Raw genomic sequence first — 15,495 nt, 5'->3', positions numbered from 1 at the left:
TCCCTAAGCGGCTTGTTTTTTAAATAGTTCTCGGAATACAGGGTAAATATCCTCCAGCTGGCGAATATGCTGTAAGGCAAACTGTGAGTATTCTTTTGCTACTTTTTCATATTCTCGCCATAAAGTCTGATGGGCACGATTGGTAATCTCGATATAGCTGAAATAACGGACTTTAGGCATGATTTTATCTAGTAATAGCTTACGGCATAGTGGTGAATCATCAGCCCAATTATCGCCATCAGAAGCTTGTGCAGCGTAAATGTTCCATTCATTCACTGGAAACTTATCGGTCACAATCTTATCCATTAGTTTTAAAGCGGACGATACAATTGTGCCACCCGTCTCTTGTGAATAAAAGAATTCATGTTCGTCGACTTCTTTTGCTTGGGTATGATGACGGATATAAACCACTTCAATCGTTTTATAAGTACGTGTTAAGAACAGGTACAGTAAGATATAGAAACGTTTAGCCATGTCTTTAGTTGGCTGATCCATCGAGCCTGAGACATCCATTAGACAAAACATGACAGCTTGGCTATTCGGCACTGCATATTGTTCAAAGTTGTTATAGCGCAAGTCAAAAGTGTCGATGAACGGCACTTTACTGATCCGTTCTTTCAACTCCGCAATTTCTTTTTTTAATTCGCGAACAAATTGGCCTTCAATTTCGTCCTGATTCGCTAATTCATCAACTTGCTGTTGTAGCGCTTTTACTTTTCTTTTTTTGCCAGCGGCTAATGCAGTACGTCTCGCCAATGAATTTTGTAATGATTTAATAATCGAAATATTGCCGGGGTTACCATGTGAAGTATAGCCCGCACGGCGGGTTTTCATTTCAACGATACTGTTAAACTGATTTTCTTGTAAATTCGGTAACTCTAAATCTTCAAATAACAGATCAAGGTATTCGTCTTTTGAAATTTGAAAATTAAAATCATCATTACCTTCACCACTATCGCTGGCTTCTCCTCCGCCAGAACCTGAACCGCTACCTGGTGGTGGTCGGTTAATTTTATCACCAGTAATGAATTGGTCGTTACCAGGGTGAACTATGGTACGTTTACCGCCTTTACCTTGGTGGAAAATAGGTTCCGAGATGTCACGAGTTGGAATACTGACACTTTCTCCAGATGTAATATCCTGAATACTACGATTGTTTACAGCATCAGATACCGCCTTTTTTATTTGTGAGTTATAACGACGCATAAAGCGTTGTCGATTAACGGTACTTTTATTTTTGCCGTTTAATCTGCGATCAATAAAATGTGCCATCTCATTCCCCTAAAAAATACGGTTATGATGATTTACGTACGCGTAAATACCATTCTGACAATAGCCTAACTTGTTTCTTGGTGTAGCCTTTCTCCATCATGCGGTCAACAAAATTGTCATGTTTTTGTTGTTCGTCTGTGGATGTTTTGCCGTTAAATGAGATAACGGGTAACAACTCCTCGGTATTGGAGAACATTTTCTTTTCGATCACAGTACGGAGTTTTTCATAGCTAACCCAAGACGGGTTTTTACCACTGTTATTGGCTCTGGCACGGAGTACAAAGTTAACGATTTCATTACGGAAGTCTTTAGGGTTGCTGATACCTGCAGGCTTTTCTATTTTTTCCAGATCATTATTCAATGCTTCACGGTCAAATAACTGGCCTGTCTCAGGATCTCGGTATTCTTGATCTTGGATCCAGAAGTCAGCATAAGTTACATAACGGTCGAATATGTTTTGGCCATATTCAGAATAAGATTCTAAGTAAGCGGTTTGGATTTCTTTGCCAATAAATTCTACATATTTGGGAATTAAATAACCTTTTAAAAACTCTAAATACCGGTCCGCAATGTCTTGAGGAAACTGCTCTCGTTCAATTTGTTGTTCTAATACATAAAAAAGATGAACTGGGTTTGCTGCAACCTCGGCATGATCAAAGTTGAATACTTTTGATAAAATCTTATAAGCAAAACGGGTTGATAGGCCAGACATACCTTCGTCGACGCCTGCATAATCACGATACTCTTGATATGACTTTGCTTTTGGATCGGTATCTTTTAACGTTTCGCCGTCGTAAACACGCATTTTGGAGTAGATTGATGAATTTTCAGGATCTTTAAGACGCGATAACACGGTGAATTGAGACAACGCATCAAGTGTACCAGGTGCGCATTTAGCATTGTGTAGCGCACTGTTTTCTAATAGTTTACGGTATATAGATTGTTCTTCACTCACGCGTAAACAGTAAGGTACTTTAACAATATAGACACGGTCTAAGAACGCTTCGTTGTTTTTGTTATTACGGAATGTTTGCCACTCAGACTCATTGGAGTGAGCAAGGATAATCCCTTCGAAAGGCAGAGCTGATAGACCTTCGGTACTGTTGTAGTTACCTTCTTGCGTTGCAGTGAGTAGAGGATGTAGCACTTTGATGGGGGCTTTGAACATCTCGACAAATTCCATCATTCCTTGGTTTGCTTTACAAAGCGCGCCTGAATAGCTGTATGCATCGGGGTCATCTTGTGAAAAATGCTCTAACTGACGAATATCAACTTTACCAACTAACGAGGAAATATCTTGGTTGTTTTCATCACCGGGTTCAGTTTTAGCAATGGCAATTTGATGGAGTATAGACGGACGCACTTTTTCTACTTTAAACTGGCTTATATCACCGCCAAATTCTTTCAAACGTTTAGCAGCCCAAGGTGACATTACATGCCCAAGGCGGCGGGTTGGGATACCGTATTCGTTACGCAGAATGCTGGCATCTTCATTCACGTCAAACAAACTAAAAGGGTGATCGTTAACGGGAGATCCTTTAATGCGATAAATTGGTAAATTCTGCATTAAGTCTTTTAATTTTTCGGCGAGTGATGATTTACCACCGCCCACTGGGCCAAGTAGATACAGAATCTGTTTCTTTTCTTCTAAGCCCTGAGCAGAATGTTTTAAATAGGCGACAATTTGCTCGATGGCATCTTCCATACCATAAAAATCTTTAAAGGCTGGATAACGTGCTACAACACGATTTGAAAATAATCGGCTTAGGCGAGAGTCGGTTGCGGTATCAACCATTTCAGGCTCACCAATTGCGTTTAGTAATCTTTCAGCTGCAGATGCATATACACTTCTGTCGTCACGGCACAAATTCAAGAATTCTTGAATGGTATACTCTTCTTCACGACTTTCTTCGTATCTTTGCTGGTAATGTTCAAAAATACTCATAGTTACCCCCAAATGTAATTACTTGCATCCGCAAACATTAGCATCTACAAGTCTGAAGTATTTCTCACTTCTAATCTAAATTTAGACTTTGATTTTAAAATTGCGCAATTAAATTGCGGTTTTATAAGCGTTTTATTGTTTTTTAATTATGGCTGCAATATATTATTTAAAAGGTAATCGTGCGTTTGTTAGTGAATGAGGAGATGTAAGGGTTATTTTGCGGACTTTTGTATTATTATTTATTGATATAACAATATATAAACAAAGTATAGTCTAATCAAGATGTGATTAAATATTATTTAGAATTGATATTTCCCTATGAAGGGAATTACTTTAGTGACAGGCTTACGCTAAAGGGGGGTTAAAGTAAACCTGTTTGGGGAAGTGCTATGCTGTTATCGTTTCATGTAGCAATTTATTTAACATACGCATTGTTGCTTGCACACCCGCGAATACTTGGTTAGAGCTAACACCACGGGTTCGGAAACTTCGATCACCTTGTTGCCAAGTAATAAAGCTTTCTGTTAATGCACTGGTTTTACCGCCGGGTGGAATACGTACTTGATAGTTTTCTAAATTTGGATAATCAAATCCAACTTTGTGCATGATGGCTTGAATTGCCATACTAAACGCATCAAAGCCACCATTACCCGATCCCGCTGATTTGTATATCTCATCGCCGATACGAATACGGATACTTGCGGTGGAATCTACATTGAGTCCTGATGTAATCGAACAGTTGAGCAGTTCAATATGAGAGTAATCTTTACTTTCCAGTAAATCAGCAATAATAAAGGGTAAATCTTCAGGTGTGATAATTGCTTTTTGATCACCTAAAGTGACAATACGCTCGAGCAATTTAGTTTTTTGCTCGGGGCTTAAGTCTATACTTAACTCTTCAAGATTTTTTTCTAGCGATGCTTTACCACTCATTTTCCCGAGCGCATAGGTTCGGGTACGCTTAAATCGTTCAGGACCTAACACCGTTTGATATAAGCCCCCTTTATTATCGCCATCGGCATGAATGCCACTGGTCTGAGTAAATACGTCTGCGCCAATAATAGGTGCATTTGCTGACGTTATTTTACCCGAGAAATTTTCAATCATTTGGCTTATCTGATGGATACATTCTTCATTGATTGATGATTCGATACCAAGTTTATCTTTAAGGACCACAGCAACTTCTGCAAGTGAGGCATTACCAGCGCGTTCACCTAAACAGTTTACTGTGCAATGAATAGCGCTAATGCCAACTTTTGCTGCAGCAAGCGCATTTGCTGTGGCTAAACCGTAATCATTATGTGGATGAAAATCAAAGTACTGTTGCGGATAACGCGCAATCATATCAGACAGACTGACATGCACTTCATCTGGAGACATTACACCTAGTGTATCTGGCAGCATGTAATGTTGGATTGGTAAATCTATAAGTGCATTGATCATGTTGTAAACATAATCAGGATTGTCACTGTAACCATTAGACCAATCTTCAAGATAAATATTAACCGTTAACCCTTGCTCTATGGCGTAGTGAATGGTTTCTCTAATATCTGCAATATGTTGCGCTGGGGTTTTACGGAGTTGCTCGGTACAGTGTTTTTCACTACCTTTGGTGAGTAAGTTGATCACTTTGGCACCGCTGGACGTTATCCAGTCAACGCTTTTTGTATGGTCGACAAAACCCAGTATTTCGATTCGGTCTGCAACGTGTTCTTGTTCTGCCCACTGCATTAATGAGGATACGGCATGTTTTTCGCCAAGAGAAACGCGTGCAGATGCAACTTCAATTCGGTCAACATTAAGGGATTGGAGTAGGGCTTTGGCAATACTAACTTTTTCGTCGGGGGTGAAGGAGACCCCTTGGGTTTGCTCTCCATCACGAAGAGTTGTGTCCATTAATTGGACTTGAGGGCGCACTATTTCCATATTTGCTACCTGCTTCAAATTGTAGGGAAAGAGCGGATAGAAGATGACTATCCGCTTTTAAACCAAATCTTAGTGTGTTCAGTGATCTACTAAGACTGTGCTATACCGAAAAGTTAGCTTGCTTCAGTCCATAACCATGGAAACTGCTGCTTATTTTTAGCTTCGAATTCAGTGATTTTAGCTTCATGCTTTAATGTCCATGAGATATCATCAGCGCCTTCGATAAGGCTTTGCTTACGGAATGGGTCAACCTCAATATTAATAACAATACCACCCGGTGTTGTTACCGTTTGTGCAGGCAGGTCAACAGTAAACTCGACACCTTCGTTAGCATCAATTTCAGCTATTAATGCGGCGAGTTCTTGTTTACTTACACGGATGGGTAAAATACCGTTTTTAAAGCAGTTAGAGTAGAAGATATCAGCATAGCTAGTTGAAATAATGGTATTGAAACCAAAATCTTCAATTGCCCACGGCGCATGTTCACGTGATGAACCACACCCAAAGTTATCGCCAGCAACTAAAATTTTAGCGCCTTTGAATGCGGGTTTGTTTAATTCAAATTTAGGGTTTTCTGAACCATCATCAAGAAAACGCCAGTCATGAAATAAGTGAATGCCAAAGCCGGTACGTTCTACTTTTTTCAAGAACTGTTTTGGAATGATTTGGTCGGTATCTACGTTACTACGATTCATTAATGCAGCAACACTAGTATGATTTTTGTATGCTTTCATTTTAATTCCTTGATCACTAATGTGCTAAAGCTTATGCCCAGTTACGGATATCAACAAAGTGGCCTTCAATTGCCGCGGCTGCAGCCATTGCTGGTGATACAAGGTGTGTACGACCACCTTTACCTTGACGACCTTCGAAGTTACGGTTTGACGTAGATGCACTACGTTGACCTTCGCTTAGTTGATCACCATTCATTGCTAAACACATAGAGCAACCTGGTTCACGCCATTCCCAACCCGCATCAACTAAGATCTTATCTAGACCTTCTTTTTCCGCTTGTTCTTTAACAAGGTATGAACCTGGAACTGCAATGGCTTGTACTGAAGCGCTTACCTTTTTACCGACTGTTAATTCAGCAATAGCACGGAAATCTTCAATACGACCGTTAGTACAAGAACCAACGAACACAAGATCAATATTAATATCAGTGATAGCAGCCCCAGCTTCAATGTCCATGTAGGCAAGGGCGCCTTTACATGCAGAAGCTTTAATTTCATCACTAAAATCACTTGGTGAAGGTACCGTTGCGTTTACGGCTACAACTTGTTCTGGTGATGTACCCCAAGTAACTTGTGGTGCAATCTCTTCTGCTTTAAGCTCGACGATAGTATCAAATGTAGCACCGTCATCAGTTGGTAGTGATTTCCAGTATGCGAGTGCAGCAGCCCAGTGATCACCTTTGGGTGCGAATTCTTTACCTTTAAGGTAAGCATATGTTGTTTCATCTGGTGCAATAAGGCCGGCACGTGCGCCACCTTCAATCGCCATGTTACATAAGGTCATGCGACCTTCCATGGTCAGATCTCGAATTGCAGATCCCGCAAATTCGATAACATGGCCAGTACCGCCAGCAGTACCAATTTTACCGATAACAGCAAGGGCAATATCTTTTGCTGTTGAATACTTCGATAATGTACCTTCTACGCTTATTAGCATTGTTTTTGATTTTTTCTGTTGTAGTGTCTGAGTGGCCATTACATGCTCAACTTCAGACGTACCGATACCGAAGGCTAACGCACCAAATGCACCATGTGTTGCAGTATGTGAATCACCACAAACAGCAGTCATACCTGGGTGGATAAAACCATGTTCAGGTACCACAATATGAATAACACCATTATTAACGTTTTGCATATCGTAAATAAGGAGGTCGTGTTCACTGCAGTTGTTTGCCATCGTATCAATTTGCTTTGCTGCAATTGGATCTTTAATTGGTAGATGACGGTCAACGGTTGGTACACAGTGATCCATTGTCGCTAGAATACTATGACGATTACGGATCTTACGCTTTTGTACTTTTAAGCCTTCAAATGCTTGTGGACTTGTTACTTCATGCATCAAGTGACGATCGATGTAGAGCAGCGGGGTTCCATTCTCTGGTTCATAAACTAAGTGTGAATCCCAAATTTTTTCATACATTGTCTTTTTCATTGCTTCCCTTCCCATCAAGCGAGATATTTATACTTTCTTATATCTTGATACTATGACAATTGTGTGACCTTCTTCAAGAACATAATTTCATAAATAGTTAGAATTATAAATATCCAGTTTTCTATTGTTTGTCATTGTTAACTCATATTGGAGTATAAAGCTGTTTAATTTGAATTGTCCAGTTTCATATATTGCTTAGTTTGCCATTTGCGGGGTTATTTGTTTTTTACAATATGTTTAATATTTTCACTTTTTAGTTTTTCAACGTGGTAAATAAAGTAATTTAAACAATATTTAAGGTCATGATTGTAGAAATAACCATATAACCTATGCTTAAAAGAAGTAATAACCATGTATTATTTTAAATAGATCAATGATTAAAGGAGTGAGGGAATGAATTCTTTAAGAGTATCTGACTATATGCAGTTACGGCCAGTTAAATTGACTGCAGATATGCCTGTGGCAACGGCGGTAGATAGGTTACTAAGATCTACTCACATTGGTGCGCCTGTGGTGAATGATAGTGATACGCTCATTGGCTGGATTTCTGAACAGGATTGCTTAGCATCGTTACTGGAATCGAGTTATTACTGTGAAGAGGTCGCGATAGTTGAAGACTTGATGAGAAAGGATGTGCTCACGGTTCGGGTGACGGACAGTATTATTGAACTCGCGCAGCAAATGCTAGAAGCGAAGCCTAAAGTTTATCCTGTGATTGACGATGAAGGCTTATTAGTGGGGATCATTTCTCGTCGAAATGTACTCAAAGCAATGGATAAGCAACAACAAGCGTGTTACCTAAATGCCGCAAATATTTAGTTAATGTCAATGTTAAAAAGGCTACAAAATTTGTAGCCTTTAAACTATGTACTCATATTATTTAACAATAATATGGATTATCTATGCAATTGCAGTATCGCCCGCTTTGTTAGCGTGAAAACGTTTTTCACCGAAATACGCGTAAGTTAAGCAAATAATAGACGCGAAGCAAGAGGCGACAAGAACCATGAAACCACCATCCCAACCAAAATGGTCGACTGTATAGCCCAGTACTGCATTGGCAGCAACTGCGCCGCCTAGGTAGCCAAATAGACCGGTTAGGCCCGCCGCTGTGCCTGCTGCTTTTTTAGGTGCAAGCTCAAGTGCGTATAGGCCAATTAGCATAACAGGGCCGTAAATCAGGAATCCAATCGCAATTAATGCCGCCATATCGATGGCAGGGTTTCCTGGTGGGTTAAACCAGTAAACAAGCACCGCAATAGTGACGAGTGCCATAAATAGTATTCCTGCTGGCGCACGACGTCCTTTAAATAATTTATCTGAGATCCAACCACAAAGTAGGGTGCCTGGAATACCCGCCCATTCATACAAAAAATAAGCCCAAGAAGAACCATCTACAGTGAAACCTTTTGCTTCTTTTAGGTACACAGGCGCCCAATCTAAAACGCCGTAACGGATCATATAAACAAAGGCGTTAGCAACCGCGATAGACCATAACAGTTTATTATTAAGAACATATTTTAAGAAAATCTCTTTTGCCGTCATTTCTTGTTCATGATCTGTGCTGTAATCATCTGGATAATCATCTTTATATTCTTCGATTGGTGGTAACCCACAAGATTGCGGAGTATCACGCACAGTGAACCAGACAAAGACAGCGACGAGTACAGCAAAGAAAGCTGGTACATAAAATGCGGTATGCCAATCGTCATTAAATGCCCATAAGCCAAGTAAGAACATAGGGCCGATTAAGCCGCCACCGACGTTATGCGCAACATTCCAAACCGAGACTAATTCACCCCGTTCTTTTTTAGACCACCAGTGAACTATGGTTCTGCCACAAGCAGGCCAGCCCATACCTTGGAACCAACCATTTAAAAACAGTAACACGAACATTGCAGTAATACTGCTGGTTGCCCAAGGCATGTAGCCAAAAGTAAACATGATCGCGGCTGACATTAATAACCCAGCGGTTAAGAAGTAGCGTGGGTTCGAGCGGTCAGAAACACTGCCCATCAAGAATTTAGAGAGTCCATAAGAAATAGATACCGCAGATAAAGCAACACCCAAATCGCCACGGCTAAAGCCTTGTTCAATCAGGTATGGCATGGCTAAACTGAAGTTTTTACGAACTAGGTAGTAGCCTGCGTAGCCAACGAAAATACCAAAGAATAACTGCCATCTTAAATATTTATAGGTGGAGTCAACTTGGTCTGCGGGTAAACGAGCAATGTGCTCTTTCGGTTTGAAAATACCAAACATTTATAACCTCGAGTTTCAACGTGTTGATGGTTTTAAATAACCATTTTGTAGGGTTTGAAGTTCGTTCGAGCGAAAATCGAGTGCATTTTATTTTTTTTAGCGTCTTTTTGATGTGATTTAGATCGAATAAATATCTGTTTAAAATCAAATGGCTAAGGTATGTGAATAAACATATGTAAATTAGTTAATCGTTATCGTATCTGTAAATAAATCGTGACACCTTGTAAAGGCATATATCCACTACCTGTTTAGTGGTATTTTAATGGTTTGTACGTATCATAATGTCAAGTAGTGTAAATAATCTGTGCCATATTTAATTAAATTTATATTTGCTCAGTGTTTAACTAATCGCCTAAAAAATGTGCCATAACGATGACCAATCGAGGTTATAGCGAGGCGACTGAAGTGCTTTTCATTTGAAATTCAATAATCATTTGAAATTCTAGAGATACTGGCATAGTATTTCGCTTTTAAAACTAGAGTTAATGGGCGCTTTCTAACTATTATGCAGAGTATCTTAAAATCCCTGACGGCTGAGCTATCTAACTGTATGCATTCCGATCGTTTTCATTTTAAACGTCGTTTACAAACAGCGCAAAAACTACCTTCTGAAAAGCAAGAAAAAGCTATCGATAAGCTGCAGCAAGATATTGCGGCATCGTCGAGCCTGCGTCAGTCGCGTATTGATAACTTACCAGTAGTCTCTTATCCTGAAGATCTGCCTATTAGTCAAAAGCGTGATGATATCGCTAATGCTATTTTAAATAACCAAGTGGTTATTATTGCAGGCGAAACTGGTTCGGGTAAAACCACTCAGATCCCTAAAATATGTCTCGACCTCGGTTTAGGTATTGATGGCATGATAGGGCATACACAGCCAAGACGACTTGCGGCGCGTACGGTTGCGAATCGTATTGCTGAAGAGCTTGATTCAGAGCTTGGTGAGCATGTAGGTTATAAGATCCGTTTTAACGATAACGTCAGCAAGAAAAGTTACATCAAGCTGATGACCGACGGTATTTTACTCGCTGAGATCCAACAAGATCGCTTCTTAAGTAAATATGACGTGATCATTATTGATGAAGCCCATGAGCGTAGTTTAAACATTGATTTTATCCTCGGTTATTTAAAACAATTACTTAACCGTCGCCCCGATTTAAAAGTGATTATTACGTCAGCGACTATTGATCCAGAACGTTTTTCTAAGCACTTTGGTAATGCGCCGATGATTGAAGTGTCTGGTCGTACTTACCCTGTTGAAGTGCGTTATAACGCGTTAGCAGAACAAGAAGACGGGCACGAACGTGACCAAATCCAAGGTATTGTTGATGCAGTCGATGAACTGCAGAGCGAAGGCCTTGGGGATATCCTAGTGTTCCTTAACGGGGAACGTGAGATCCGTGATACTGCGGATGCATTAAACAAGTTAAAACTTCGAGATACTGAAGTACTGCCTTTGTATGCGCGTTTAACGAATGCAGAGCAAAACCGTATTTTCCAAAGCCATGTTGGTCGTCGAGTTGTATTATCGACAAACGTGGCAGAAACATCATTAACGGTGCCGGGTATCAAATATGTGATTGATCCAGGTACTGCGCGTATCAGTCGTTATAGTTTCCGTACTAAAGTGCAACGCCTGCCGATTGAGGCTATATCACAAGCCAGTGCAAATCAGCGTATGGGGCGTTGTGGCCGTGTTAGTGCGGGTATTTGTATTCGACTTTATAGTGAAGAAGATTTTAATAACCGTCCTGAATTCACAGATCCTGAGATTCAGCGTACTAACCTTGCCTCTGTTATTTTAAAAATGCATGCATTGGGGTTAGGGGATGTTGCTAATTTTCCATTCGTACAGCCGCCAGATAGCCGTAATATTACCGATGGTCTAAAACTGCTTGAAGAATTAGGCGCTATTGATATCAGTAACGCTGATCATAATAAACGCCTGACGCCTGTCGGTATTGCGTTGGCTAAATTACCGATTGATCCACGTCTTGCACGTATGGTAATGGAAGCAAACACTAATGGTTGTTTGAATGAAGTGATGGTGATTACGGCGGCATTGTCGATTCAAGACCCACGTGAACGACCAATAGAAAAACAGCAAGCGGCGGATGAACAACATCGTCGTTTCTATGATAAAGAATCTGATTTTATCACTTTCTTGAACCTTTGGAATTACGTCAAACAGCAACAAGATGCGCTATCTTCATCGCAGTTCCGTCGTCTATGTAAGAAAGACTATCTTGCGTATATGCGCGTACGTGAGTGGCAGGATATTTACTCGCAGCTGTCGCAAGTGGTGAAAGAACTCGGCTTTAATGTTAACCCTGTTCAAGTTAACGAAGAAGGCGAGGTCAGTAACAGTGATAATATCCATAAAGCGCTATTGGCGGGTATGTTAAGTCACATTGGTTTTAAAGATAAAGACCAAGATTATTTAGGTGCGCGTAACAGTAAGTTTAATATCTTCCCTGGCTCTGGCTTATTTAAAAAACAGCCTAAATGGGTAATGGTGGCGGAGCTGGTGGAAACATCACGTTTGTTCGGTCGTATCGCAGCGAAAATCCAACCTGAATGGATTGAACCGCTTGCACCACATTTAAACAAATCAACATACAGTGAACCGCATTGGGAAAAACGCCGTGGTGCGGTTGTCGCAGCTGAAAAAGTCACCTTGTATGGTTTAGTCATTGTTGCTAAGCGCATGGTGAACTACAGTCAGATTGATCCTGGATTATGCCGTGAAATATTTATTCGTAGTGGTCTAGTTGAAGGTGAATTTAATACTAAGCATGCGTTCTTTAAGCACAATATGGCGGAAGTAGAACGTATTCATGCATTAGAACATAAATCTCGCCGCCGTGATATTTTGGTTAGTGACGATGATTTATTTGGTTTTTATGCTGATATTATTCCTGACTATGTTTGCTCTGGTCGTCACTTTGATAGCTGGTGGAAAAAAGAGAGCAAGCAAACCCCTGATTTATTAACGTTAACCCAAGCACGTTTGATGAAGCATAATGCAGAAGCGATAACTGCACATAGCTATCCAGAATTTTGGAGTCAAAACAGCTTTAAATTCAAATTGGAATACAATTTTGAACCTGGTACCGTTGAAGATGGTATCACGGTGATTATTCCATTATCGATCCTCAATCAAGTTAATGAACAAGGCTTTGATTGGCAGATCCCTGCTTTACGTGAAGAATTGATCATTACCATGATTAAGGCGTTGCCAAAAACACTGCGCCGTAATTTTGTACCTGCGCCAAATTATGCTGGGGCAGCACTGGAGAATATGGACCCTAGTCAAGGTGAATTAGCCGCAAGTCTGAATAAACAGTTATTGCGTATGACGGGTGTCCGTTTAGAACTAGATGTATGGGAGCACTTGACGCTACCGACGCACCTTAAAATGCATTTTAAAGTGGTTGATGAAAAGTTAAATAAAATTAGCATTGGTGATGACTTAGGCGTATTAAAGCAGCAACTACAAGGTAATATTCAAGAAACCTTAGTGAAGGTGGCTGACAAAGGTATTGAGAAGAAAGATCTTATTACGTGGGACTTTGGTCATTTACCGACTGAATTTAAACAAAAGCATGGTGGTTATGAAGTTAAAGCGTATCCCGCTTTAGTTGATAACAAAAAATCGGTTGAAATTAAGTTGTTTGATCACCAAGAAGACGCTGATGTTGCTGCGAAAGCGGGTTTACGTCGTTTGATTTTACTTAATGTACCATCACCGATTAAATACCTTGAACAGAAACTACCAAATAAAGCGAAACTCGGGCTGTATTTCAATCCGTTTGGTAAAGTGACTGATCTGATCCACGATTGTATTTCTTGTGCTGTTGATAACATCATCGAAAAAGAGCCTGCACCGAGTGATGCCGATAGCTTTGAAGTATTAAAAGAACGGGTTCGTGCCAACATTGCAGATGAAACCGTTGAAGTTGCGAAGCAAGTTGAGAAGATTCTCACTGCCGCGCATCAAGTGCATAAGCAGATTAAAGGTAAAGTATCGCTTGATATGATCGTGGCTAATGGTGATATCAAAGCCCAATTAGCGAAGCTTATTTACAGTGGTTTTGTGACCAATACAGGTGTTAAAAAATTAGCAGATGTACAACGTTACATTGCTGCGATTGAACATCGATTAAATAAGCTTAAGATTGATCCTATTCGTGACCGTGGCCATTCAGTTGAAGTGCAGCCGTTATTGGAAATTTATGTTCAGTTAACTAAGATGCCGCGACTAACACTTGCACAACAAAGTGAGTTATTAAAACTGCGTTGGATGTTAGAAGAGCTACGTGTATCGTTATTTGCTCAACAATTAGGGACCAGTTATCCGGTATCGATTAAGCGCGTAAAAATCGCATTTGCAGAGTTTAAAGCGAGTTTGTAGTCGACTTAATTCTATTTAGACCTGGTCTGTTATAATGAAGAAGGGAAGCTATATGGCTTCTCTTTTGTTTATATAACCCACTGGTCTCGGCCATTTTTCTTCGCTTGATATAATTTTCGATCTGCTTGCTGCATTAAGCTTTTTACCGTTAGTTTCCTATCCGGAATGACACTCACTACACCAAAACTCATTGTGATTATGGCATGTTCATTAATGCCTGCATGTCGAATCTCTAATGATCTCACTACATTAACGAGTTTTTCAGCAACTAATTTAGCGCCCTTTGTATCTGTATTTGGTAATAACATACAGAACTCTTCACCCCCATAACGGGCGACTAACTCGGAGGGTCTTCGCAGGGACTTATTAAGTGTGGATGCGACCGATTTTAAGCACTCATCACCTTGGACGTGACCGTAGTGATCATTGTATATTTTAAAGAAGTCTATATCAGCAAGAATAAAGGTGAGGGGTTGAGCATGGCGTTTCGCACGGGATAGCTCTTTTGAAAATAGCGCATCTAGGTGTCTACGATTTGCAATACCAGTTAAGCCATCAAGCGTGGCCAGGCGCTCTAATTCTTCATTTGCCAATTCCAAATCATTCTTGGTTTTTAATAGTTGTGAACGCATTGCTGCAATACGTTCCATCGCAGTCATTTTAGCAATGAGTATTTGTTTCTGAATGGGTTTTGGTAAGTAGTCATCACCACCGGCTTCAATACCAATCATGATATCTTCTGGTTCAGTTTTACCACTGAGAAATATAATGGGCACCCAATCAGTAAACTCTTGCCTAATTTGTTTTGCTACTTGATAACCGTTAATACCTATCATCACAACACCCAGCAACACAATATCTGGATTACACTTTGAAAATAGTGCGATGCCCGTTTCACCATTTTCTGCGTCGAAGACTTCGTGATTAAGATGTTGTAGGTAAGATCGAATAATTAGTCGTTCGATCTTGGAGTCATCGATTATGAGGATCTTCATCGGCAGTCCTTGCTCTTTTTAGTCGTTGTCCGATAAATACGGTTCAGATAACTAAATATAGCAAGTATCTGTTTAGTTAGTGTAATTTTTTGTTGCTCTGTATCACACACTTAGTGTTATACGCCTTCATCGTTGCTTTAACTTGAAATATTTCGTCAGTTGTTAGCTCGTCATCCCAGGTCACAATTGCGGAGATAGTTGGGCTTTGAGCTGCTTTTAATAGAGTATGAAATTTATTGTTCACTTTCGCTTTATGGATTATTAATGCACTATCTGCGCTAATGCCATGTTGTAATAGCAATGCGGCAGTCAGTGTCATTGGCGGTGCAATGATTGCAGTCCAGTGACCATGGTTTTCTTTAATTATAGCGTCATCAACATTAATAAAAGTCTTATTTTGTGTAGAAGTATCTGCGTTATACATAAAAGATTTAGTTTGCATAGTCACGTACCTGTTTTTATATCCAGTGGTTATACATACAGTAGTGTTTTGTTGTGAGATTTGCAAGTATTTA

10 protein-coding genes are annotated in these 15,495 nt (G+C 40.1%); 2 read left to right on the top strand and 8 right to left on the bottom strand.

The window, feature by feature from the left end; all coding sequences use genetic code 11:
- Positions 1–3 precede the first annotated feature (3 nt).
- The 5 genes from AKG98_RS14895 to leuC form a co-directional block, all read right to left on the bottom strand.
- Positions 4–1,272 carry a YeaH/YhbH family protein gene (locus AKG98_RS14895; protein ID WP_067047393.1) on the bottom strand — a complete coding sequence of 423 codons (1,269 nt, stop codon included), beginning with the start codon at positions 1,270–1,272 and terminating at the stop codon, positions 4–6.
- 22 nt (positions 1,273–1,294) lie between these two features.
- On the bottom strand, positions 1,295–3,217 hold the full coding sequence (locus tag AKG98_RS14890; protein ID WP_067047390.1) for a PrkA family serine protein kinase: 1,923 nt from the start codon (positions 3,215–3,217) through the stop codon (positions 1,295–1,297).
- Positions 3,218–3,604: 387 nt separating this feature from the next.
- Entirely contained in the window at positions 3,605–5,143 is a 1,539-nt protein-coding gene (locus AKG98_RS14885; protein WP_067047387.1) for an alpha-isopropylmalate synthase regulatory domain-containing protein, read from the bottom strand.
- A 113-nt stretch (positions 5,144–5,256) separates the two neighbouring features.
- A complete protein-coding gene (gene leuD / locus AKG98_RS14880; RefSeq protein ID WP_067047384.1) occupies positions 5,257–5,877 on the bottom strand; it encodes a 3-isopropylmalate dehydratase small subunit in 621 nt (206 codons plus the stop codon).
- A 31-nt stretch (positions 5,878–5,908) separates the two neighbouring features.
- Positions 5,909–7,309 carry a 3-isopropylmalate dehydratase large subunit gene (gene leuC, locus AKG98_RS14875; protein WP_067047382.1) on the bottom strand — a complete coding sequence of 467 codons (1,401 nt, stop codon included), beginning with the start codon at positions 7,307–7,309 and terminating at the stop codon, positions 5,909–5,911.
- Between the two features lie 393 nt (positions 7,310–7,702).
- Here leuC and AKG98_RS14870 point away from each other — a divergent pair, with 393 nt between their 5' ends.
- Positions 7,703–8,128, top strand: a complete 426-nt coding sequence (locus AKG98_RS14870; protein WP_067047379.1) for a CBS domain-containing protein — start codon at positions 7,703–7,705, stop codon at positions 8,126–8,128.
- Between the two features lie 81 nt (positions 8,129–8,209).
- On the opposite strand, the gene glpT is transcribed toward AKG98_RS14870, so the two are convergent.
- Complete coding sequence (gene glpT, locus AKG98_RS14865; RefSeq protein WP_067047376.1) at positions 8,210–9,571, bottom strand: glycerol-3-phosphate transporter; 1,362 nt, start codon at positions 9,569–9,571, stop codon at positions 8,210–8,212.
- Positions 9,572–10,076: 505 nt separating this feature from the next.
- Here glpT and hrpA point away from each other — a divergent pair.
- Positions 10,077–13,985 (top strand): ATP-dependent RNA helicase HrpA, encoded by a 3,909-nt coding sequence (gene hrpA / locus AKG98_RS14860; RefSeq protein ID WP_067047373.1) that lies wholly within the window; start codon positions 10,077–10,079, stop codon positions 13,983–13,985.
- Between the two features lie 68 nt (positions 13,986–14,053).
- Here hrpA and AKG98_RS14855 read toward each other — a convergent pair whose 3' ends face one another.
- Together AKG98_RS14855 and AKG98_RS14850 are read right to left on the bottom strand one after the other, a co-directional pair.
- Positions 14,054–14,980 (bottom strand): diguanylate cyclase, encoded by a 927-nt coding sequence (locus AKG98_RS14855; protein ID WP_067047370.1) that lies wholly within the window; start codon positions 14,978–14,980, stop codon positions 14,054–14,056.
- Between the two features lie 76 nt (positions 14,981–15,056).
- Positions 15,057–15,422, bottom strand: coding sequence for a hypothetical protein (locus AKG98_RS14850; protein WP_067047367.1), 366 nt, complete (start codon positions 15,420–15,422; stop codon positions 15,057–15,059).
- Positions 15,423–15,495: the final 73 nt, after the last annotated feature.

The sequence above is a fragment of the Moritella sp. JT01 genome (assembly GCF_001574435.1).
In the GTDB taxonomy this organism is placed as follows: Bacteria; Pseudomonadota; Gammaproteobacteria; order Enterobacterales; family Moritellaceae; genus Moritella.
This window is presented reverse-complemented; position numbering and strand designations above follow the sequence as displayed.